The following is a 22,582-nucleotide window of genomic DNA, read 5'->3' on the forward strand; positions in this document are numbered from 1 at the left end:
CATAATGAACCGACAATTTTTTTCTATGGACCAGATGGCTGATCGTTTGAGATCGGGCCTATTACCACTTGCCACGTTGCTGCTGGTCATTTTCATGGTTCTGCCGTTGCCGACGATCCTGCTGGATATCGGCTTCATCACCAATATCATGATCTCGCTTGCGATTTTGATGGTCGCCTTGAATGCGAACAAACCGCTCGATTTTTCCAGTTTCCCGACCGTTCTGCTTTTTGCGACGCTGATGCGATTGGGCCTGAACGTGGCATCAACCAGAGTTGTGTTGGTGCAAGGTCACGAAGGTGGTGACTCTGCTGGCCAGATTATCGAAGCCTTTGGCAGCCTTTTGCTCGGCGGCAATTATGTTGTCGGTATATTCGTTTTCTCGATCCTGATGATCATCAACCTGATTGTTATCACCAAGGGTGCGGGACGGGTGTCAGAAGTTTCGGCCAGATTTACCCTGGACGCATTGCCCGGCAAGCAGATGGCAATTGATGCCGATCTGAATGCCGGTCTGATTGCACCGGAAGAAGCCAAGGCTCGGCGTTCCGAAGTCGCGACCGAAGCCGACTTCTACGGATCGATGGATGGTGCATCGAAATTTGTCAAAGGCGATGCCGTTGCCGGAATATTGATCCTGGCGGTGAACATTATCGGCGGCATTGTTCTGGGCACCACGATGCATGACTTGCCCTTTGCCGAGGCGGCGAGCACCTATTCAATGCTTGCAATTGGTGACGCGCTAGTCGCTCAGGTCCCCGCGTTGATCCTGTCCATTGCTGCAGCTGCCATTGTGACCCGGGTTTCGTCCAGCAAAAATTTGCCTGATCAAATCACCTCGCAATTCGGATCCGGTGCCGCATGGGTGCCGGTCGCCATCATCCTGACGATATTGGGTGTGTTGCCCGGTATGCCGCATATGGTGATCCTTCCCGCAGCTGCTGTGGCTGGGGGTTTTGCATTCTATCTCATCCGCAAGCCCAAGCCAGTCGAAGCACCGCCTGAACCCGTTCAGGAAAAGCAGCCCGAACAGATTGACTGGGAGGATGTCTCGGAAAAAGCCCGACTGGGCATCGAAATTGGCTATGGTCTTGTTGCCATGGTTGAGGATCGCAAAGGTGCGCCGTTGATGAAACGGATCACCGGTATCCGCCGGCAAATATCCAAAGAACTTGGTTTTGTGGTGCCGCTAGTTCGGATCAAGGATGACCTTGAGCTGGAACCAAATAGCTACCGTATCATGATGGGCGGGATGGTACTGGGTGAAGGCACGGTCTGGCCCAATGACTTTCTTGCGCTTGATGACGGTCATGTCGATACAGTCATTGACGGGCGCCCCTGCAAAGATCCGACATTTGGCATGGACGCTATCTGGATTGGGGGCGACAAAAAATCGCACGCGGTTGCCGAGGGCTATACCGTTGTTGATGCGCCTACCGTAGTGGCGACGCATCTCAACGATGTTGTCCGCCGCAACGCGACGCAATTGTTCAGCATGGATGAAGCGCAGAAACTGCTCGACTTGCTGAAAGAAACATCACCGCAACTTGTCGATAGTCTGACACCACAGCCACTCTCGCTATTCTCTATCACTGCCATCTGCCGCGAGTTGCTGGCCGAGAAAGTGCCAGTGAAAGACTTCCAGAAAATCTGTCTGGCGATGCTGGAAGCGTCAAGCCAGCATAGCGAAACTGATGAAATCGTCGATGCCATACGGCAGAGGATTGGCAATCTGATTGTTCAGACGATGGTACCAATTAATCTTCCCTTGCCGGTGGTGACATTGGATGCCGAACTGGAAGGCTTGCTCGTCAAGGCGCTCAAGGTCGGGGAGGATGCGAGCTATCCGATAGAGCCGCAACTGGCGCAGCAATTGGTCGAGGCGGTGGACGAAACCGCCCGGACCTTGCCGATGGAAGCACGCAATATTGCGCTGATCACCTCGCCGATCGTCCGGCGGCCGTTGGGCGGACTGCTGAAGAACCGGTTCCCTGACTTGACCGTGCTTTCCTATCAGGAATTGCCCGAGGACAAGTCCATCGAAGTGCTTGCCAAAATCGGCGTTCCCCAACCCCGTCCCGAACCTCCTCGGGTTGAAGCAAACCAGATATCTTAATCGAGTGGAATGAATTTATGTTTCAAACAAAAATCAAAGCATCTCAAGCTTATGGCGCCATGCAGATTGACGAGAACAAGCTCGTCAGCGAGCATCAAGGACTGGTGACCAAAATTGCTTGGCAGATTAAATCATTCTCTCCCGATCAGGTCGAACTGGAGGATCTGATCCAGGTTGGCCTTGTCGCCATGGTGGAGGCTGCGGGCAAATATGTTGATCAGGGACATAATTTCAGCACCTATCTCTATGTGCGTGTGCGCGGCGCGATGATCGACTATTTGCGTGCAACATGCAGCCTGCGGCGAAGCTCTGTCGAATGGAACAAGAAACTGCGTGCCATCAGCGCACAGCTTGCCCAGGAAAACGGCCGCGAGCCCAATGAGGTCGAACTGGCCGAAGCCATGGGAATGGATCAAGCCGAGTTTCGCAAGAATATGGATCGCGCAATGGATATCCATGTGGACTCTCTCGATGAGGTTTATAGCGATTCCAGTAGCTGGTTCACCGATGATGATGATGACCAGCATGAAGCGCTGGAGAAAAGCCAGATGGTCGAACTGTTATCGGCCAATCTGAAGAAGTTGAATGAGCGGGAACAGATGGTTCTCAATTGCTATTTTATCGAGGAAATGCAGCTTGATGAAATTGGAGCCGTTCTAGAGGTATCCTCTGTTCGTGTCTGCCAGATAAAGAAGCGCGCTTTGGAAAAGCTGCAAGCTGCGATGACGGCTGACTAGATCGCGACCTGTTTTCTATTTTTGTACGTCTGTTTCAGACAAGGAAAAAGCCCCTTCCCGTTTGGGGAAGAGGCTTTTCCGTTCCACTGAACCGGATAATTACCGGATCAGGCTCAATACTGACTGCTGAGACTGGTTAGCCTGTGCAAGCATCGCGGACGAAGCCTGGCTCAGGATCTGGTTCTTGGCCAGCTCTGTGGTTTCTGCAGAGAAGTCGACATCCTGAATACGCGAACGTGATTCCGTGATGTTGGCTACCCGATCAGAAAGGTTGGAAACGGTGGTCTGCAGACGGTTCTGGTCGGCACCCAAAGAAGCTTGTGCCGTTGTGATTGTATCCAGAGCCGTGTCGAGAGCGGTCAATGCCGCTGCAGCGCCAGCTTCGTTGCTGATGTCCAGCGTGTCCACACCCAAAGTAGCAGCGGATACATCGGTGAGTGCTACGGCAACGTTCTGACTGGCGTCGCTGCCGGTCTGAATGTTGATGGATGCGTTCGTGCCGTCCAGCAATGCAACATCGTTGAAGGTGGTCCGTGATGAAACATCACCGATTTGCGCAACCAGAGCGGTAACCTCGGTCTGAAGGTTGGTGCGGTCGCCAGCAGAAAGCGTGCCGTTTGCAGATTGGACAGACAGTTCACGCATACGTTGCAACATGCTCGTAATTTCGTTCATGCCGCCTTCTGCGGTCTGAGCCAGCGAAATGCCGTCATTGGCGTTACGGATCGCCATGTTAAGGCCGCGGACTTCAGAGGTCATCCGGGTTGCGATTGCGTTACCGGCTGCGTCATCCGATGCAGAGTTGATACGACGACCTGTTGACAGGCGTTCGATTGATTTAGCGAGACCCATTTCAGCTTGGTTTGAAGCATAGCTGGTACGCAGGGCCGTTACGTTGGTTCCTATTACAGTCATGGTGACTTCCTTTTCACAATTTACTTACTCGATTGATACTGTGGGTCACCTCGTCTCCTGAAGCGGCCTCAGAGGAGTTAACGGTGGGCCCGGAATAAATTAATCAAAATTCTTTGTCGGTTCTCCGACACCTGCCGGATTTAACTGTCTGCTTTCCGACGAAAATGTCGGAAACCCGACAGGCTTAGATCAAGAAAACACCAGTTTTCAGCCATTCCCTGAAACTGGCACGCGGATTGCGAAGTATCGGATGAGCACAACAAGGATCCCGTGCTCAGAGTAAAACGTGAGGGAATGAGATGATCAACAACACCATTAAATCTAGCCTGGTCTCTAGGTTTCCAGAACTTGTTGATATGCTCGGGAGTGTTGAATCTTTCCACTCCGACCACACATTGTCATCTGCCGCTGCACAACTACCCCACATTGATGGTGCAGCGCATGCAGGTGCGAATGGTGGTGCAAAAGATCCCGTCGTAATTTATCGCGATGGCCCATTCCGTTTCGTTCCGGCTACCCTCAGCCAGCCCCCCCGCATTGAATTTGGTAAAGCAGACAAGGAATTTGGTTTGTCTTGCATTATTGAAGCCATGCGTGGGGGCAAAGGGCCTGCCTTTGCTGATCCAAAATCTATTGCCTTATATAAATATGCCGCCCGCGTAGCGCGCAGCGATGCCAATGTCATGATTACCGGCGAAACCGGTACCGGCAAAGAAGGCGTCGCTCGCTATATTCACGAGCACAGTACCCGCGCTGACAAACAGCTCGTCACCGTCAACTGTGCTGCGATTACCGAAACGATGATCGAATCCATTTTGTTCGGACATAAGAAAGGCGCCTTTACGGGAGCCTATGCCAATGCTGTCGGGCTGTTCAAAGAAGCCGACGGCGGAACAATTTTTCTCGACGAGATTACCGAGATGCCGCTGGAGAGCCAGTCCAAACTTCTGCGCGTGCTGCAGGAAGGCGAAATCCTGCCGGTCGGTTCAACCCGTCACGAAAAGATCGACGTACGTATCATCTGTGCCGCGAACCGTAATTTTGCCGAAGAAGTCAAAGCCGGAAAATTCCGTGAAGACCTCTACTGGCGTCTGAATGTTATGCCGGTTGAGTTGGAACCGCTTGCTGCGCGTCCTGCCGATATTGCCGCAATCTCCGCTTTCATGATGATGGATTTCCAGAAAGGTCATGAAAAATTTGTCTCGCTTTCGAAAAACTGTGTCGAACGCCTGAAGGCCCACCATTGGCCTGGTAACGTTCGCGAGCTGGCCAATGTCCTGCAACGGGCCCTGGTTATGTGTGACGGCGATTGCATTGGAGCAGGCGACCTGATGTTTTCGGGCGAGAGCCTCTCTGCTCAGCCCAAACAGGATGCGGTGCAACCTGGTAGCTCTGCGCGCTTCGTTCGCGGCCGTGATCTGCACTCCATTTCCAAGAGCGTTGAATATGACGCGATCAACAAAACGCTAGAACAAACCAATGGCAACCGCCGCGAAGCCGCCAAGGAACTTGGTATTTCAGAACGGACGCTGCGTTATCGGATGGCCGATATGCGCGCGTTGGCGGCCTGAACAGGGGATAGAATATGTCTTCCGTCAATATGAACAGCCTGATGGCAGCGCGCAACGCGATCCTCAACCGCAACAATGCGCTGCAGGACATTGCCAGTAAAACATCCAATCTGGCTGGTCCCGGTCAGGCACCGCAAACCGAGAAACCATCTGGACCGAACGGTTTTGCCGACCAGCTGACCAATGCCATTCAGGAAGTGAACAATCTGCAAGCAACCGCGAAAGCCAACACGGCCGCCTATCAAATGGGCGAGACCAACGATGTGGCTGCGGTGATGCTCTCCAAGCACAAAGCGTCGCTGGGTTTTGAATCCACGCTGCAAGTGCGCAACAAACTGCTGTCTGCCTACAAAGACATCATGAACATGTCGGTATGATAGATGGCTGAAGAAACATCCCTTAATCAGAACCTGACACCGGTCGCTCCAACCGGTGTTGGCGGTTCCGGCCCGGGCGGCGCGCTGGGCTCCATCCAGACTTTTGCCCGGCAACCGGCAATTGCGCGGGCAATGCCGCTGATCATATTATCCGCTGTCCTTCTCGCTGCATTCTCGGCCTGGCTGCTGGTGCGTGAGCCGGCGCAGCGTGACCTTTTCCGCGGATTGCCAGACAATGACAAAGCCGCAGTAATGCAAGCTCTGCAAAGTGCGAACATCGCCTATCAGGTTGATGACACGTCCGGGACTCTGACGGTTAGCAATGAAGACTATCATACCGCAAAAATCGAATTGGCAGGCCAAGGCCTCCCTCGCTCGGCGCCCAGCGGCGATACCATCATGTCGAGCATGCCGATGGGAGCCAGCCGCGCAGTAGAGTCTGAAAAATTGCGGACGGCGCGGGAGATGGATCTTGCGCGGTCAATTGAGGCTCTCGACAACGTATTGTCTGCCCGGGTTCACTTGGCCGTTGAACAACCAAGCATCTTTTTGCGAGATAGAAATGAGCCGGCAGCATCGGTCATTCTGCAATTGACCGGTGCGACCAAATTGGATGAGCGGCAAACGCAGGCCATTCTGAATCTGGTGGCCAGTTCGGTTCCCGGTCTGGCGGCTGGAAACGTGTCGGTTATCGACCAGAACGGACGCCTGCTGTCCCGAAGCGAGGATGAAGATCCCCGTGGCACGGATGCACAATTGAAAATAAAGGCGGCTATAGAAGATCGTTATCGCCAATCGCTGGCGAGCCTGTTGACGCCCATAGTCGGGCCTGGAAATTTTGTTGCCGAAGTGACGGCAGACGTGAACTTTGATGAGAAACAGGCGACCAGTGAAATCTATCCGGCAGACGGTTCCGTGCTGCGTTCGGAACAGGGCATGCGGTCGGAAGAACCGATCGGCACCCCGCAAGTTGGCGGTATACCTGGCGCTCTGGCCAACCGTCCCCCTGCACCTGCTGAGTTTGAAGAGCAGCCCGATGGCGAAGAAGAGCAGGTGGCACAGCAAACCGCTCCACAGAAAACCAGCGAGGAATATCAACGCAATTTTGAACTGGCCCGTGAAATTGCGGTAACCAATCAAGCCACGGGCCAAGTTTCGCGGTTATCGGTTGCCGTGGCAATTGATGACAAGGCGCTCAAAGACACCAAGTCACCGAAAGAGATTCAGGAAATTGAAAAGCTGGTGAAAGGCGCCATGGGTTTTAATGCCGAGCGTGGTGATCAGGTTGCTGTTTCCGCGCGTCAGTTCCGTCCTGTAACCGAAAAAGAGGCCGAGGAGGCGTGGTATGAATCACCCTGGTTCGGTGTCGTCAGCCGCAATGTCACGGCGCTCATTGTCGCTCTGTTGATCATCTTTGGAATCGGCCGGCCCATATTGAAGCGGTGGTTGAATTCCGAAAAGAAATTGAAAGAAAACGCCGCGGCGATTGAAAATACCATCCCTGCAAATCTCGGACCTCAAAATGGCGGTCTGTTAGGCGCTGCGCCAGTCGCTAGTAACGCCCAAGGCGGATCAGAGATCGCAGCACTACCGGATGGATCGCCGATTACGATCGATATGATCCAGGCCGCACCCAGCTACCAGGAGCGTGCTCTTCTGACGCAGAATTTTGTCAAACAAAATCCCGATCATGCTGCGTTGGTGGTGAAAGAACTGCTCAAGGAAACAGGCGAGGCGGAGGAAGTCGATGGCTGAGGCAGAAACCAAGAACACCCAAGCGTCAGAAGAAGACGGCGCACAACTGGAATTGATTACCGGCCGTCAGAGCGCTGCGATCCTCATGTTGTTGTTTGATGACGATGAGGCTGCCAGGATATTGGAACGGCTCGAACCGCAGGAAGTGGAACTGCTCGGCGAGGCGATGTTCAGCGTCGCCGATGTCGATGCGATGCAGATTGACGGATCGCTCGATCGTTTCTTGCAGTTGACTCGAAACCAATCGATGCTGGCTTATAAATCCGACGAAAAAGTGGGCCGCGTGTTCCGTCAGGCGCTGGGCACCTCCCGCGCTGAAACCATGATGAACCGCTTTGCGCCGAAACGGCCCAGCAACATCGCGGAGCTTTTGAAGTGGGTTCCCCACAAGGATCTTGCAGAGCTTGTCGCGAATGAGCCGCCTCAGATTTCAGCGGTGCTGATCTCTTTCATGGCGCCGGAAGCGGCTGCGGAAATGTTACAGCTTCTGCCGTCGGACTTGCAGGAAGAACTCGTCTATCGGGTTGCCACCATGGGGCCGGTCAGCGCCCACGCCTTGGCGCAGATACATGGGCTGCTGGAACGCAATGCACCATCGGCAGAAGAAATCGCACCACCGATGGAAATTGGCGGCGTGATGGACAGCGCTTCGATCGTCAACAATTTCCCGAAGCAACTTGGTCGCGCTGTTTTGAAAGGCGTGACCCGTCGTGACCGAAAAATTGCCAAAGAGATTGAAGATGAGATGTTCATCTTTGCCGATCTGATCAATCTGTCGAGCAAGGATCTGGGCACAGTCGTACGCAAAGTGGATACCGCTATATTGGTTCCAGCTCTGCGTGGCGCATCGAGTGAACTGAAAGCGAAAATCTTCGCTGCAATGTCGAAACGGGCCGCAGAGACAATCCAGGATGAAATTGATGAAGCACCGCCGCAGCCAATGGAAGCTGTGCGGGATGCACAGAAAGGCGTTATCGCGATAGCCAAGGTCATGCTCGACAATGGAGAGATTAACATGTCCGGCGGCGGTGCCGATTATGTCTGATCTGCGTTCCGAGAAAAACCTGCATGATGCGATGCAAAAAGATAATGTCGCTCCGCTCTGGAGAATGCCGCTCGAACAAAAAGAGTTTTCCGCCTGGTCGGGACAATTGCCTCCTGATGCCGCTGCCGGCGCAGGAAGCCAATTTCAAAATTTTGGAAAAACGGACAGGGCAGGGGGCACAGCGCCTCCCGGCGGAGAAGAGGATATTTTTGAAGCCGCCTATCGCAAGGGATGGGAAGACGGACAGGCTGCGCTTTCCGCTGAACAGGCAATAAACGATCAAGCCGCTGCCGCTATTGCAGACGCCATAAGTCATTTGAACGATCTGCATTCGACCGGCAGCTTTGCTTTGATCCTGACCGCGATTGAATCGCTTTTTCACCGCTGTTCCGAGCTGGCCGTGCCGGATCCGGTATTGTTGCAAGCATGGGCAACGCAATTGGCGGACAAGATTGACCAGGATCAGAAAGGCGCGAGCCTGGTTCTGCATCCCGATGACATGGCGTTGGTTGATCAGGACGCCTGCAAATTGCCATTGCGTGCCGACCCATCGATGTTGCGCGGCAATTTGAAACTTAGCCACGCCGGCGGCTGGATTGAAAAAGGATCTGCGGTCGTATTGGACGAATTGCGGGCCCTGATTGACGAGTTTAACGGGCCGCAACGGGATGCCGATCATGAGTGATAGGCAGAGCGAATTTGTCAGTGATCCGAATAGTGGGAAAGGCATTCAGGGTCTGCTGGCGCGGATCGACCATATCAGCAACGCGCCGCGTTACGTCGGCAAGCTCTCGGCTCATGATAACGGTATGTTGGAAGTAACCGGCTTTGCCTATCCACTAGGCTATTCCGGCCGGGTGATCGCAACTGATGGCCGGGAAATCTGCGCCGAAGTGGTTGGTTTCAAAGGATCACGGGCCCTGATGATCCCGATGGTACAGGACGCACCCCTGCGCAGCGGAAGCCGCGTATTGCCCTATGTGAAATCCAATGAAGCAGCCGTTGGTGACGCGCTGTTTGGCCGAATTATTGGTCCAATGGGTGAGCCGATTGATGGCAAGGGACCGATATTGGCGACAGAAAGCGTGCCGTTGTCGGGGCAGGAAGGCGATGTCATGCGCCGGGCCAGCGTTACCAAGCCAATCGACATGGGGATCCGGGCGCTGAATGGCCTTTTGACCTTTGGCCGAGGGCAACGGGTCGCCGTGATCGCCGGTTCCGGTGTCGGCAAATCGATGCTGATCAACCAGATATTGGACGGTGTTGTTGCCGACGTCGTGGTCGTCGGCCTGATTGGTGAACGCGGCCGCGAGGTGAATGACTTTGTCAATCGCCGCAATCAGCAAAAAGACGCCGTACCAACTATTACGGTTGCTGTTCCTGCAGATCATTCTCCTTCATCACGCCTGAAGGCAGCCCATCGTGCAACTGCCATCGCAGAGCATTTTCGTTCGCAAGGCAAATCCGTCGTGCTTGTCCTCGACAGCCTGACCCGTGTGGCTCATGCCCAACGCGAAATCGGGCTTGCGGCTGGTGAACCGCCAACCATGAAAGGCTATCCACCGTCCGCACTCTCGATGATCCCGCGATTGATCGAACGGGCGGGCAATGACAGCGAGACCGGCGGGTCGATAACAGCAATTTATACTGTTCTGGCCGATGGCGATGATCTTGATGATCCTGTCGTTGATAGCGCGCGAGCCATTGCCGACGGGCATATCATCCTGTCGAGATCGCTTGCCGAGCAAGGCATATTTCCCGCCATTGATGTCGGTAAATCGATCAGCCGCGTTGCGGTCGATATTATCGATGACAATCACCATGCCGTTCAAACGCATTTCAGGCGGCTCTGGTCGATATACGAGGAAAATCGCGATCTTGTGCTTATGGGCGCTTATCAGGCCGGGAGTGATCCGAATATTGATGAAGCGTTGGCCTATTGGCCGGTGATGGTTGAGTATATCAAACAGAAGCCGCGCGAATTGGTCAATTTTCAACAGAGCATTAGCGATCTTGCCGGTTTGTTTCAGTCATGAAGCGCAAGGTGAAAGGGCTGCAACGCATCTTGAAGGTGCGGGAGACACAGAAAAAGCTGAAGGAAAGCGCACTGGCGAAGGCCGGAAACCATTGTGCCGCGCTGGAGCATAATGCGCAGCGGATCAAAAATCTGCACAGCGAGACGCAATCGGATGTCAAAGCGGAAAGTGCCGATTTGTTGGCGGCCAGAATGGAATTGTCGGGACGGTTGCTCGACGCCGAGCGATCAATCGAAAGATCAATGGTGACGGCAAGGCAAGATTTTGCCCATGCGGAGCGGCAAAATTTTGCCGCCCGATCCACTTATGAGAGCACAGAGAAACTGCTCCAATCCAACATGAAAAAGGCCCGAAAAGCAGAGGTCTTCAAAAGCGATGTTCGTCATAACATATTGTATAATATAGCTAATAATAGAAAAAAGGGGTCAGGACAATGATTGGCAAAATTATGGCAGAGGCCTCTCATTCAATAATTGGCATGCTTTCTGCAAAGCCTTCGGACATGGAAACAACAACAGCCTCTGATGCGTTTAGCGCCCTTCTGATGCCCGGTGAAGACCGGCCGCGTCCGACGTTGCAAAATGACGGCACTGAAGTGGTAGAGGAAACCGGAATTGAACAATTTGTAAGTCAGTTGCTCGGCTTTGATGATCAACCGCGTTCACGATCGAATGCGCGCGATATTACCGGGACTGTTTCAACCCAGATTGTACAGGATGCCGAGGCAGACAAGTCTGACTTGTCTCTCGAAACAACTCCGTCGCCAGCTCCCGCTTCACAGATAGGGCGCTTCATCGCGACTCAACCACAGGTGTCGGACCTGACAGAGAAAGCTGTGCTCGCAGGCTCTTCTGAAACCGGGGACGACGCCGGTGATTCAATCGATTCCGCAATGATGTCCGACAGGCTAAACCAGCCTGGTATCAGCATGGATCAATCCGATCTGAAAGATAGTCCTGCACCGCGTGGCCGCGATCCGTTGTCAGCGGATACGCCTGTTTCAGGCAATGAGACCGTCAAAGCCAATCATCCACTGAGCGATGTCGGCAAGATTGCGACCATGCCAATCATTCTGGTCGACCAGCCGACCACTTCAGGCGAGAAAATCAGGACTGTCGGTAACGAGCCAAAAGCTCAAATAGCGATCGATATGCCGCGTATGCAGCTGTCGGACAAGAAGGCCGCTGGCATCAAACCGAGCCTGCAACGTGAACCAGTAATTAGCGCTGAACCTGTGGCTCAAGACAACATCAAACCAGAAATCTCATCCGCTACTAATCGCGCAGAGGTGAAGCCAGCAATTGCCTTGGATTTATCGAAGCCACTGGCTGGGAATTCAACGGCGACCGACATTTCTCCCGCTGAAAACAGTCAGAAGGCAGCAACAATTATTCCGCCGCTGATGGCCAAACCCTATTCTGATGCAAATCGTAACGCTCCGGCGAAAGTTGATGAGAGTACCGCTAAAAACGGACTGACGGCTGCAATTCCGCAAGCCGAAACCAGTGAACGCAAGATTGTCGCTCCGCTTGACCTTCGGGTGGCTAGCACGCGCAATGTAGACAGCAAGATAACAGCCCAGCCCACGGAATTTACGGCACGCGAAGTAACGAGCAATATGGAAAAGCCCGTTAGCATCGAAACCAAAACGCCGTTCGCAGACATAGATAATGCACCCGCCTCGGTCTCGCTGGAAAGACATTCAGAAATACCGGCGCCGGTTACAGCAACGCCCGTCAGCGCCGCGCAAACCCTGGCCGGAAAAACCGTCAATTTTGACTGGAACGCCCCGCAATTTGCTGAGCGCTTTGCGTCTGAATTGAGCGACATGAAGGTCAGCGGCGATCTGAAGCGATTTGAAATCAATCCCCGGAATATGGGGCGCCTGGAGATTTCCTTTGTGGCGAGAGGCACGCAGGAGATCATCCGGATCGAAACCGAAAATGATGCCGCACGCGAGATGATTGTCCAGCACAGCCAAGCCATTCAGGACATGTTGAAAGCGCAAGGACGGCCCGACCTGAGCCTGCGGGTTGATATCAAGGAAAATATGCTTGGTTCATCGCAATCAGACATGATGGATTTTGCACAGCAAGAGAATGAGAGCGGGCATCAGGAGCGCTCGAACCCGTCCCCAGATCGCGGGCAGATGATGACCTCCGACAGGCCATCGGATCCGCAAGAACCAAACGATAACAGCCGCTACGCCTGAGCGTAGCGCAACCATCCAGAACCATAAGAGACTTCAGAGGTAAAAATGTCAGACAGCAATCCAGAAGAAGAAGAAAAACCCAAGAAGAAAAAGGGTAAGATGAAAGGACTCATCGTCGGTATTGTTGCGATTGCCGTTGTCGGTGGTGGCGGCGCTGCTGGAGGCTTTTATGTCGCTGGCACGATGGGCGGCGAAGGCCAGGAACCAGAAGACCCGAACAAGCCCAAGATCATTCTGAAAGACGGTACGGCGGTTAGCGAAACCGAAGCGAAGACAGCTGTTCCCGAAGAGACGGACAGCAAATTCAAGATTTCCTATCACCAGATTGAGCAACCATTCACATCGAACCTGTCCAATTCAGAGAGTTTTGCCCAATTGTCGCTGGCGATCTCGACCTATTATGATGAGCGCGTTTTCGAGAATGTTACCGAGCATGAGATTGCGATCCGCTCGGCCGTATTGATGGAGTTAGGACAACAGGATCCGTTCGAGCTGGATACGTCCGCAGGAAAATTGAAGCTCAAGAAAAAATTGCGCGATGTCATCAATGTAACCCTGAAAGAAAAGTCGGGATTTGGCGGCATTGAAGACGTCTATTTCACCAGCATCGTTGTCCAGTAAAGATCAGGGAAAGCATCAAGCTCATGTCTAATCCTTCCTCAGAATCAACTTCCAACAGCGGCGCTCCGGTCGAGCATAGTCCGCTGAAAAAAGGTGGCCCCGACGACATGCTTCTGACCGTTTACCGAAAGGTAGAACGGAAACTTGCAAGCCAATTGAAACGTCATCTGACGACCATTGTCGCCAGCGAATTGTCGGTTGAACTGGCCGCTGGCGAAACCGCTCCATTTGCCGATTGGCTTGCCGGTCAGGAAACCGATTCCATCTATCTCCAATTTCACTCCGGCGTGACCGGTCCAGCAATATGGGTGCGCATTTCTCGCCTGTTTTTGACCGGTTGTGTCGACTGTTTTTTTGGCGGCCAATTTGATGGAGAAACATGCGCTACAGGCAAACTGACGCGTTCCGAAGTCGGGATGATCGAACGTCTTGCTGGTGCCGTCGGTGAAAGCCTGAGCGAAGCTTGGTCTGCCGTTTACGAAACAACGGTACGATACGGCGGTTTTATCCACGACAAGGTTGATCTAGAGATCGAACTTGACGATCCTAACAGTCTTGTCAGCGTGGCGCGTATTGCATTGTGCGGACATGCTGTCGAGGCGATCGATTTCGTCCAGTCCATTGATGGTCTGGCCGCGATTGAACCACAATTGCATCGGCCCGTTGCCCGCGAAACCAATGCGGTCGATCCGGTTTGGCAACGGTCGATGAAAGAGTCTTTTGATCAGGTCTATATGCCGGTCCGATCGGTACTGGCTCGTCCGACAATGGATTTGTCACAATTGTCGCGGTTGTCGGTCGGCGATATTCTACCCGTTTCCCCAACCGACAATGTCCCGCTGATCGTTGGTGATCGCGTCTTTGCTCATGGCAGCATCGGCGAACAAAATGGCGGTGTCGCCTTCCAAATCAAACAGTTTCTATAGGACCAGAACATGAATGATATGACCCATGATAGCGAAGCTCTCGAAGCCGCAGAACCGGCCGCTGTAAATGTCAGCCAGCCCCAGGACCATTACGCTTTTCTCGCGGATATCAAGGTACGCCTGTCCGTTGAGGTGGGCAGCGTGTCGATGACCGTTTCCGATATAATGGATTTGCAGGAAGGCTCGGTGGTCGAGCTGGACCGCCAGGTTGATCAACTCATCGACATAAATGTCAATGGCACTCTTGTTGCCCGCGGCGAGGTTGTTCCAGTCCAAAACAAATTCGGCGTGCGGATCGCGGAGATCGTGTCGAACGGCATGGCGCGGGCGCGGGTCGAAAGGCGCAACTGATGACTTACTATATTCTCAAACTTCTGATCATGCTGCCGCTGATCGGCCTGATGATCTACGGCTCGCTCTGGCTGTACCGCAAATATCAACCGCAGACGATGATGCGGCAGAATACGAATAGCCTCAATATCGTGGAAGTCCTGCCAGTGGGCATGAATAACAAACTTGCCGTTGTCGACTTTGAAGGGCGCAAGATTCTGCTCTCGGTCACGCGCAGCGGTGTCGCAAAAGTTGATGTGAAAAATGCGGAATAGTCTAAAATATTTCTGGCCCGTCCTGGCCTTTCTGGTCTCGGCCTTTGTTGCCGACCCGGCCTTCGCACAGGCGGAAGCACCGGGCGCGTCCGAGGCGTTGGAACGCGCGCTGGACGACGTCTCGGGAGACGGACAGCCGCTGAGCACGACGCTGCAAATCCTCATCGTGATGGGGCTGCTGACGATATTGCCGTCAATTGTCCTGATGATGACCAGCTTCACCCGGATCATCATTGTTCTATCGATATTGCGCCACGCACTGGGTCTACAACAAACTCCACCCAATCAGGTTTTGATCGGCCTGTCCTTGTTCCTGTCCCTGTTTGTCATGGCGCCGAGTATCGAGAAGATCAACGAGCAGGCCATCACACCCTATTCTGCGGACGAGATTACGCTGACGGAAGCAATTGAACGGTCGGGTACGGTCATGCATGGCTTCATGGCCAAACAGACACGCCAGTCCGATCTCCGGCTGTTCATGGATCTCGCCAATGAAGACGGATTTGAAACGATGGAAGAAGTTCCGTTTTCGATCATGCTGCCTGCCTTTGTCACCAGCGAACTCAAGACGGCTTTTCAGATTGGCTTCATGATATTTCTGCCTTTCCTGATAATCGATCTCGTGGTTGCAGCCGTGTTGATGGCGCTGGGTATGATGATGCTGTCACCAGTGATTATCTCGATGCCCTTCAAACTCCTGCTCTTCGTCCTGGTCGATGGCTGGGCGCTCACCATGGGCTCCCTTGCAGCATCTTTTGCGAGTTAGATAATGACGGATAATGCAGATTTCTTTGTCGGGATTGCGCAGCAAGCCTTGTGGGTTACCGCCCTCGCGGCAGCGCCGTTGCTTATCCCCGCGCTGTTGGTCGGGCTCTTGCTCGGCATGGTGCAGGCGGCGACGTCGGTCAATGAGCAGACACTGACCTTTGTTCCCAAGCTCGTCATCGTAGCGGTGGTTGCGGCTTTGTTCGGCGGATCAATCCTCGTGCTGATCGTTGATTTCACCAGAGAGATTTTTGCCCGTATTCCGGATCTCCTGCTATGATTGCGCCGGGCTTTGCCGATGTCGAAAGCCAGATATGGCTCTGGATAATGGCGATGATCCGCCCTGGTGCCGCAATGGTCGTTACGCCGGTTTTTGGCGCGGCTAATGTGCCCATTCAGGTCCGGATCATTCTCGCCTTCATGATCGGGCTGGTTGCCACCAACAGTGCATCCTTCGACCTGCCTGCTGACAGCGCGATCAGTCTGGCCAATACCATGTTTGTGATGGGAGAAGTGTTGGTCGGTCTTGCCATTGGTTTTGCCTTGCAGATTGGCTTTGCCAGCGCCCTGATCGCGGGTGAGGCAATTAGTAATGCGATGGGTCTGGGTTTCGCCAGCATGGCTGATCCGCAAACCGGTCAATCCACTCCCGTGATTGGCCAGTTTCTGACTATTGTAGCGACCTTGCTCCTGCTCGCAATTGACGGGCATTTGATGCTGCTGGCAACTATTGTCCACAGCTATACGGCTTTGCCGCCGGGCTATGCATTTCTGGGCCCCGAGCTGTTAATGGGGCTTGTCCAGTTTGGTGGCACACTTTTCTCCATGGGCTTGCTTATCGCTTTGCCAGTGGGTGGCGCACTTATCCTTATCCAGCTTGTCATGGGCTTTCTTGCCCGTACCGCCCCCGCACTGAACCTGTTTGCCGTGGGTATCCCGGTGACGATCACCGCCGGCCTGGTTGCACTCGCAATCACGGCGCCAGTCATGGCGGACACGATTGTTCGGTCGCTGGGCATGGGTCTGGGACAGGCTGCAATCATCGCAGGGGGTAATTAGTGGCGCAGGAATCACCAGGAGGCGGCGAAAAGACCGAAGCACCAACCCCAAAGAAACTGAAGGACAGCGCGAAAAAGGGTGACGTGCTGCAGTCTCGCGATCTCGGCGGGGCACTGGTTATATTTGTCGGCACTGTCGCGATGGTAACTTTTGGTGGTGCGCTATACCAGGCACTGGCCGACATGCTTGCCAGTGCGTTGGTTTTCAATCATCGAGATGTCGAAATATTCGATATCGAAGAACGCAGCTTTGTGCTTGTCGGCGGATTGATACCCGAATTTATGAGCTTGTTTGCTGTGCTTTTGGTGGCCGCTATTGCAACACCCGCATTGCTTGGTTCATTCGGTTTTCGCTGGTCAGCGATGAAACCGAAACCATCAAAACTGGATCCGATCAAGGGCCTGGGCAAGATATTCGGCACCAATGGACTGATGGAGCTCGGCAAGTCGATTATGAAAGTTCTGCTGATCGGAGTGGTCGGTGGGACGATCCTGTTCCTCCATCTCGATAATCTTGCGCAAACCGGCGCACAGGATCTTAACATGGCGGTTACCAGCTACACATCTCTGTTTCTGCAATTGCTGGTCGGGATAACGGTCAGCCTGATGCTGATCGCCATGATCGATGTCCCGATCCAGATATTCCAGCGTGGCAAGCGGCTCAAGATGACCAAGCAAGAGGTAAAAGACGAATATAAACAGACAGAAGGGTCACCCGATACACGCGCCATCCAGCGTCAGCGGCGCAGCGAGATGCTGACGGATTCAACACGCAAGGCGGTTGCCGATGCGACTGTTATTCTGGTCAATCCAACCCACTTTGCGGTAGCGCTGCGCTACGACCGTGAACAGGATTATGCGCCGGTGCTGCTTGGCAAGGGTTGCGATGCGATTGCTCTGGCGATGCGCGAAATGGCTGCCGAAGTCGGAACGCCGGTGATGGAATATCCTGATCTAACCCGCTCGATCTACTATACTTCCGATGTTGGCGAGACCATCGATGATCGTCTCTATGCGGTGGTCGCTGCCATACTCAGTTTCCTCATTCAGTTGGATGAAAAACTGGTCAGTCCGCTTCATCAACCCAAAATCAGTGTGCCGGAAGACATGCAATATGGCGCAGATGGCAGCCGGCTCGCATGACCTGCAAAGGAATCCTGTCGCTTAATTCAACCCCGTTCATGCCGTAAATCACCCGAAAGGTGAGAAAAGAATGTTCAGTAACGTCATAAACAGCATCGGTGCCGGTTCCGGCCTGAATTCCGCTCAACTGGTCGCTGACCTCGTTGCGGCCTCGACCGGAGCCAAGCTGGGTCAGCTAAACGAACGCGCGCAACTTAACAGCTCGCGAATTTCGGCCATGGCAGCGACCGCATCGGCGCTCAGTACCTTTTCCGACGCCGTCAAGGAAACCTTGAATGGTCAGGGGTTTGTCGGTGAACTGGTATCGACCCGCACCGATCTGGCAAATGCCACCGTATTGGAAGAGGCGCGCCCGGAAGGTTTGCCGGCGTCCGTTGAGATTGTACAAATTGCTGTCGCTCAGCGGGAGATGACGGATGTATTCGCCAGTGCCTCCGATCCGATTGGGGAAAGAACGCTGACGATCACCAATGGCGATGGCAGTTTTGATATTGTCATTGATGATACCAATAATAGCCTGACCGGCATGAAGGATGCGATCAATGCCAGCAACAGCGGCGTGACCGCATCAATATTGACCGACAATGCCGGTTCGCGGCTGGTCTTCGAAGCACAAGAAGGTGTCGAAAACGCCTTTACGATCGCACAAAGCGGTGCGTCGCCAGCGATGAACCTTTCCAATATCGCCGTCGCAGCCGACAGCGTTATCCGCGTGGATGGTATTGAGCTGACCAACAGCAGCAACACGGTAACCGGCGCCATTCCTGGCGTGCAACTGTCCTTACTTGCCGCAGAGCCAGGCAGCAGCCTAACCATTAGCGGAGATTCCGAGCCACTGGATGTACGCAGTCTGGTGACGGAATTTGTCACGGCCTATAATGAATTGCGTCAGTCGCTCAATGCGGCGACGGCACCGGGTCTTGCCGGTGGCAGTGGAGGACCGCTTGCCGGGGACCGCGGCGCCCGTGAAGTCATCCGTCAGCTCAGCCAGCTGACCGCGACGCCATTGGTCGATAGCGGTGATTTCAGGACGCTCGCTGATATTGGCGTGCGAACCGAAAGCGATGGCACGCTGACGGTTGATGATGTCCGTCTGGATGCCGCGCTGGAGCTTGATACCGGTGCGATTAAACTGATGCTGGAGCCGGCCATCCTGACCGACACCAATATCGGCCTTGCTGGCGCGCTCGACAAGATTTCAGCCACTCTGCAGGATGAAAATGGCGCTTTGGCGCAGGCACAAGAGCGGCTCGATACGATTAGAGAGTCGATCGAGGAGCGGCGCGAGAAGATTAATGACGAGGGTGATCGCCTGCGCGAACAGCTTGAGGGCACATTTGCCGGCCTCGAACGGCAGCTCTCGGTTCTGCGCGCCACCCAATCCTACGTGGAACAACAATTCGCCTCCTTTGATGACAACTGACTTTAGAAAGCAATAAAGAATGACATATCAATCCAATATCGGCCAATCGCATCTTGCCCCTTCGCAATCCGGTCCACCTTTGGGTCGTCCGGTCCATAGTCGGCGGACATCAAGTTATAAATCGATTGATAAGAACAGTCGGGTTTTATCTGCGAACCCCTATGATCTGGTTGCTGTGCTGTTTGCCGAGTTGCGAGACAATCTTGATCTGATGATCGAAAGCGCACGCCGTAACGAACATGGCAAGATGTTTGAGTATCGCGCAAAAGCGCTCGGTATACTCAACGGACTGGATGAGTCCTTGGATTTCGATACAGCGGGCGATCTCGCACTGACATTGCATACTATCTATGCGGAAGCCGGACGCCGCATTCAGGCCGAAATCGACAGCTCTTTCATCGAGCGCGCCGAGTCAGCCCGCGAAATGCTGCACGAGATTGAGAAAGCATGGATGGCGATCGCGCCGGGTCAACAGTCATTCTGAACCCAGCCAGCGAAGCGAAACTGGCGATCAGGCGAGCCCAAAAGCGGGCGTCAGCATGGCATTATCGTTGGTCGATTTATCGATATTATATTTGCGCATCTTGTCGATAAAGGTCGTTCGCTTGATGTTGATCGAGCGAGCTGCCTTTGACACCACGCCGTGAGAAGCTTCAAGCGCCTGTGCAATGATCCGCCGTTCTTCGTTTTGAAGATGGGCGTTCAGGTCGTTAATGCCTCCAGGCTGCTGCTCCCGTGTTGCCGTCTCGAGCGCTGCGGCAAAAGAGGAAGGGCCGCTGGTAGGGGCAACATCTGACGAGAAATGACGTTGCTGCTCCAATGGGGGTACCTGGAAGGCCGGTGGTTGCGCAATGTCATCCACGGGAGTGGCAGGAACCAGATCGGATTGAACCAGAGTTGCCACATCCTGCGCATGAACAGGCGCACCGGCAAAGAATACCGTTGCACGCTCCACGACATTGCGCAGTTCGCGCACATTGCCTGGCCAGTTATAGTTTTGCAGCGCGGCATAAGCCTCTGCCGTGAAAATCGGGCGGGCATCTGTGGCAGGCAGATTGTTCAGGAAATGCTCAACCAGCGCCGGTATATCTTCGCTGCGCTCGTTAAGAGCAGGGACTTCAATCGGTACCACACATAGCCGGTAGAACAGATCTTCGCGGAAAGAGCCGCCGCGGATACCTGTTCCGAGATTCTTGTGGGTCGCCGCGATCACGCGGACATCAATCGGGATATTCTGATTGCCACCAACGCGATTAACAATGCGAGATTCCAGGACACGCAGCAACTTGACCTGCATGTTGAGCGGCATGTCACCAATCTCGTCGAGGAAAATGGTGCCGCCATTGGACTGCTCGAACAAACCGACATGCTTGTTCACAGCTCCGGTAAAGCTGCCTTTTTCGTGCCCGAAAAGCTCGGACTCGATCAGTTGTTCAGGCAGGGCGCCGCAATTTACGGTAATATTAGGGGCTGCGGCACGTTCTGAAATATGGTGGATGGCGTCCGCGACAACTTCCTTACCGCTACCGGAAGGACCAGTGATCATGATCGAGCTGTTGCAGCGTCCGGCGAATTTCACCAGCATACGCAACTGCTGCATTTTTGGACTGTTGCCGATCAGCTTCGATGCAAGAAGCGTGTCTAAATTTGCGTCAATCATTAAACTACCCAGATAACAAACCTCAACTCTCCGACACCGCCGGAGATGGATGGTTGGAAGATCCCGCAATCTCCCAACCGTCACCTGGTAAAAACAGAAATGAACAAAGATGGTTAAAGTCAGGTTAACACCATCTGCTTGGATTCAAACGATTTTCAAAAAGAAGGATTTTGCTTGGGAAAGCAGGCCTTGTTAGCCCAGTTCACTCAATATCGCTGAGATCTTGTCTTTGCCCGAGGCGGTGGTCGCGATGAAGACCATACGATTGTCCATCGGGTTGGGGGACTTCTCCAACAGCCCATCTTCGGCCATCACGTTAATATAGCGCATCGCCGTAGTCATCGGGATACCCGAACTATGGGCAATCGATGAGACGGTGATTTTTTCTTCTTTAAGGTCGCAAATATAAACGTCGAGGCACATATTCCAGCATGAATCAGCAAACAGGCCGGAATTGAGCCCGAGCGTATTGGCTTTGAAGCGACTCCATCGCAACAGCTCTTCTGCGCGCTGGATCAGTTCGGCATTGGTAAGTCCAATGAAATTTGATGGTGTTTCAGAGCTTTGGGTATCGTTTGCTATCGCAAACAGGCCGTCTTGCAAGACAGTCAGTTTTTCAGTGGCCTGTTCTAATGCCGACTTGACCGCTGCAATTTCAGCGCTGACCTCATCCATTTTTTGATACCAAAATTATTATTTTTTCCAAAAGTAACAGGCCCGAGAAATGATGGATATACTATCTAAAGGCCGTATACAATTACGTGTAGATGGTTTTGTTGGTGCTATAGCCTTTTTTAATTCTCCGAATGGCGAGCTGTTCTATACCGCAAATGACCACGACAGGTATATCGATACTATCCAGATGCCAGTGAATTGAGATGATTGATTGGAAATTTTTCCCAGATTTTAGGCAATGACAGAATCGGGTTGAACGCTAGTCGCGAGCTTGTCGGCAAGATCACGACTGAGCAGCGCCATCATCGCATTTTGAAACGTGGGTGATTTCGCCATCAGCTGCCGTATGGCTGCGCTATCCCATTCGACATATCGGGTTTCTGGCGGTGCGGTGACGTCGGCGGTTGGCGGTCCGGTTAGAACAAAGGCAATCTCTCCGATAAAATTGCCAGCGCTCAATGTGAACGCGTGGTTTCCCTTTTTTGCATGAACCGGGCCGTCAAAGATGTAATATAGATTGGACAGAGGCTGATTTTCTGTTGTCAATTCAGTCGCGGATTCTGCGGTGCGCCATCGCGCGATCTTGAGCAGCTGACGAAATTGTCCGGGCGTGAAGCCTTCAAAGGCTGCAAATAGCTGTTTTTCTTCATCACTCAAAGCCAGCATTGAGCGTTCCATGACAATGCGAAACAGGATAGTGAGATTGGCTAGAGCCAGGACGATGGTGGTCAGAATTGCGTCCCAGAGCGGCGATTCCGGAAATACGTAATAATATAGCAGATAGAAAGCCGAGCCCGCGAGCACCAATAGCCGCAGCTTCAATTCATCGCGAATAAGAAAAGCGACAATGTAGAACAGGGCTCCGACATGGATCAGCAAAGCGGTGTTAAAATCAAATTCCATTGCGCATCCATCGGGTTTTTGTCTAGATATTGCAACATC

Annotated in this window: 24 protein-coding genes; 20 read left to right on the top strand and 4 right to left on the bottom strand. The window is 53.4% G+C overall.

Annotation, left to right across the window (positions count from 1 at the left end; genetic code table 11):
- The first annotated feature begins 4 nt into the window (after positions 1-4).
- Positions 5-2,116 carry a flagellar biosynthesis protein FlhA gene (gene flhA, locus DG177_RS17030; RefSeq protein WP_108812581.1) on the top strand — a complete coding sequence of 704 codons (2,112 nt, stop codon included), beginning with the start codon at positions 5-7 and terminating at the stop codon, positions 2,114-2,116.
- A gap of 17 nt (positions 2,117-2,133) precedes the next feature.
- A complete protein-coding gene (locus tag DG177_RS17035; protein WP_108812582.1) occupies positions 2,134-2,853 on the top strand; it encodes a FliA/WhiG family RNA polymerase sigma factor in 720 nt (239 codons plus the stop codon).
- Positions 2,854-2,952: 99 nt separating this feature from the next.
- Here DG177_RS17035 and DG177_RS17040 read toward each other — a convergent pair whose 3' ends face one another.
- Positions 2,953-3,768, bottom strand: a complete 816-nt coding sequence (locus DG177_RS17040; protein ID WP_108812583.1) for a flagellin N-terminal helical domain-containing protein — start codon at positions 3,766-3,768, stop codon at positions 2,953-2,955.
- Positions 3,769-4,067: 299 nt separating this feature from the next.
- Here DG177_RS17040 and DG177_RS17045 point away from each other — a divergent pair, with 299 nt between their 5' ends.
- The 18 genes from DG177_RS17045 (at position 4,068) to DG177_RS17130 (ending at position 19,789) form a co-directional block, all read left to right on the top strand.
- Entirely contained in the window at positions 4,068-5,339 is a 1,272-nt protein-coding gene (locus tag DG177_RS17045; protein ID WP_108812584.1) for a sigma 54-interacting transcriptional regulator, read from the top strand.
- Positions 5,340-5,353: 14 nt separating this feature from the next.
- A complete protein-coding gene (gene fliE, locus DG177_RS17050) occupies positions 5,354-5,716 on the top strand; it encodes a flagellar hook-basal body complex protein FliE (RefSeq protein WP_108812585.1) in 363 nt (120 codons plus the stop codon).
- Positions 5,717-5,719: 3 nt separating this feature from the next.
- The gene (gene fliF / locus DG177_RS17055; RefSeq protein ID WP_108812586.1) at positions 5,720-7,471 is read left to right on the top strand and encodes a flagellar basal-body MS-ring/collar protein FliF; all 1,752 of its coding nucleotides are present in this window, start codon (positions 5,720-5,722) and stop codon (positions 7,469-7,471) included.
- The gene (locus DG177_RS17060) at positions 7,464-8,516 is read left to right on the top strand and encodes a FliG C-terminal domain-containing protein (RefSeq protein WP_108812587.1); all 1,053 of its coding nucleotides are present in this window, start codon (positions 7,464-7,466) and stop codon (positions 8,514-8,516) included. The genes fliF and DG177_RS17060 overlap by 8 nt, the downstream gene beginning before the upstream one ends.
- Positions 8,509-9,201 carry a hypothetical protein gene (locus DG177_RS17065; RefSeq protein WP_108812588.1) on the top strand — a complete coding sequence of 231 codons (693 nt, stop codon included), beginning with the start codon at positions 8,509-8,511 and terminating at the stop codon, positions 9,199-9,201. The genes DG177_RS17060 and DG177_RS17065 overlap by 8 nt, the downstream gene beginning before the upstream one ends.
- Entirely contained in the window at positions 9,194-10,552 is a 1,359-nt protein-coding gene (locus DG177_RS17070; protein ID WP_108813047.1) for a FliI/YscN family ATPase, read from the top strand. The genes DG177_RS17065 and DG177_RS17070 overlap by 8 nt, the downstream gene beginning before the upstream one ends.
- Positions 10,549-10,989: a hypothetical protein gene (locus DG177_RS17075; protein ID WP_108812589.1), complete on the top strand. Its 441-nt coding sequence runs from the start codon at positions 10,549-10,551 to the stop codon at positions 10,987-10,989. Before DG177_RS17070 ends, DG177_RS17075 begins: the two co-directional genes overlap by 4 nt.
- Positions 10,986-12,764, top strand: coding sequence for a flagellar hook-length control protein FliK (locus DG177_RS17080; protein WP_108812590.1), 1,779 nt, complete (start codon positions 10,986-10,988; stop codon positions 12,762-12,764). Before DG177_RS17075 ends, DG177_RS17080 begins: the two co-directional genes overlap by 4 nt.
- 45 nt (positions 12,765-12,809) lie before the next feature.
- Positions 12,810-13,385: a flagellar basal body-associated FliL family protein gene (locus DG177_RS17085; RefSeq protein ID WP_108812591.1), complete on the top strand. Its 576-nt coding sequence runs from the start codon at positions 12,810-12,812 to the stop codon at positions 13,383-13,385.
- A 23-nt stretch (positions 13,386-13,408) separates the two neighbouring features.
- Positions 13,409-14,311, top strand: coding sequence for a FliM/FliN family flagellar motor switch protein (locus tag DG177_RS17090; protein ID WP_108812592.1), 903 nt, complete (start codon positions 13,409-13,411; stop codon positions 14,309-14,311).
- 9 nt (positions 14,312-14,320) lie between these two features.
- Complete coding sequence (fliN, locus tag DG177_RS17095; RefSeq protein WP_337658992.1) at positions 14,321-14,662, top strand: flagellar motor switch protein FliN; 342 nt, start codon at positions 14,321-14,323, stop codon at positions 14,660-14,662.
- On the top strand, positions 14,662-14,916 hold the full coding sequence (locus tag DG177_RS17100; RefSeq protein ID WP_108812593.1) for a flagellar biosynthetic protein FliO: 255 nt from the start codon (positions 14,662-14,664) through the stop codon (positions 14,914-14,916). Before fliN ends, DG177_RS17100 begins: the two co-directional genes overlap by 1 nt.
- On the top strand, positions 14,906-15,682 hold the full coding sequence (gene fliP, locus DG177_RS17105; RefSeq protein ID WP_108812594.1) for a flagellar type III secretion system pore protein FliP: 777 nt from the start codon (positions 14,906-14,908) through the stop codon (positions 15,680-15,682). Before DG177_RS17100 ends, fliP begins: the two co-directional genes overlap by 11 nt.
- Before the next feature lie 3 nt (positions 15,683-15,685).
- The gene (locus DG177_RS17110; protein ID WP_108812595.1) at positions 15,686-15,961 is read left to right on the top strand and encodes a flagellar biosynthetic protein FliQ; all 276 of its coding nucleotides are present in this window, start codon (positions 15,686-15,688) and stop codon (positions 15,959-15,961) included.
- A complete protein-coding gene (gene fliR / locus DG177_RS17115) occupies positions 15,958-16,740 on the top strand; it encodes a flagellar biosynthetic protein FliR (RefSeq protein WP_108812596.1) in 783 nt (260 codons plus the stop codon). The genes DG177_RS17110 and fliR overlap by 4 nt, the downstream gene beginning before the upstream one ends.
- On the top strand, positions 16,740-17,882 hold the full coding sequence (locus tag DG177_RS17120) for an EscU/YscU/HrcU family type III secretion system export apparatus switch protein (RefSeq protein ID WP_108812597.1): 1,143 nt from the start codon (positions 16,740-16,742) through the stop codon (positions 17,880-17,882). Before fliR ends, DG177_RS17120 begins: the two co-directional genes overlap by 1 nt.
- 70 nt (positions 17,883-17,952) lie before the next feature.
- Positions 17,953-19,305: a flagellar filament capping protein FliD gene (gene fliD / locus DG177_RS17125; protein ID WP_108812598.1), complete on the top strand. Its 1,353-nt coding sequence runs from the start codon at positions 17,953-17,955 to the stop codon at positions 19,303-19,305.
- Between the two features lie 19 nt (positions 19,306-19,324).
- On the top strand, positions 19,325-19,789 hold the full coding sequence (locus DG177_RS17130; protein ID WP_108812599.1) for a flagellar protein FliS: 465 nt from the start codon (positions 19,325-19,327) through the stop codon (positions 19,787-19,789).
- Between the two features lie 27 nt (positions 19,790-19,816).
- Here DG177_RS17130 and DG177_RS17135 read toward each other — a convergent pair whose 3' ends face one another.
- The 3 genes from DG177_RS17135 to DG177_RS17145 all read right to left on the bottom strand — a co-directional run bounded on the left by DG177_RS17135 (position 19,817) and on the right by DG177_RS17145 (position 22,543).
- Entirely contained in the window at positions 19,817-20,965 is a 1,149-nt protein-coding gene (locus tag DG177_RS17135; RefSeq protein ID WP_108812600.1) for a sigma 54-interacting transcriptional regulator, read from the bottom strand.
- A 192-nt stretch (positions 20,966-21,157) separates the two neighbouring features.
- A complete protein-coding gene (locus DG177_RS17140; RefSeq protein WP_108812601.1) occupies positions 21,158-21,640 on the bottom strand; it encodes a MarR family winged helix-turn-helix transcriptional regulator in 483 nt (160 codons plus the stop codon).
- A gap of 231 nt (positions 21,641-21,871) precedes the next feature.
- The gene (locus tag DG177_RS17145; protein ID WP_337658993.1) at positions 21,872-22,543 is read right to left on the bottom strand and encodes a Crp/Fnr family transcriptional regulator; all 672 of its coding nucleotides are present in this window, start codon (positions 22,541-22,543) and stop codon (positions 21,872-21,874) included.
- Positions 22,544-22,582 lie beyond the last annotated feature (39 nt).

Origin of the sequence: Sphingorhabdus sp. Alg231-15 (assembly GCF_900149705.1) — a bacterium.
In the GTDB taxonomy this organism is placed as follows: Bacteria; Pseudomonadota; Alphaproteobacteria; order Sphingomonadales; family Sphingomonadaceae; genus Parasphingorhabdus.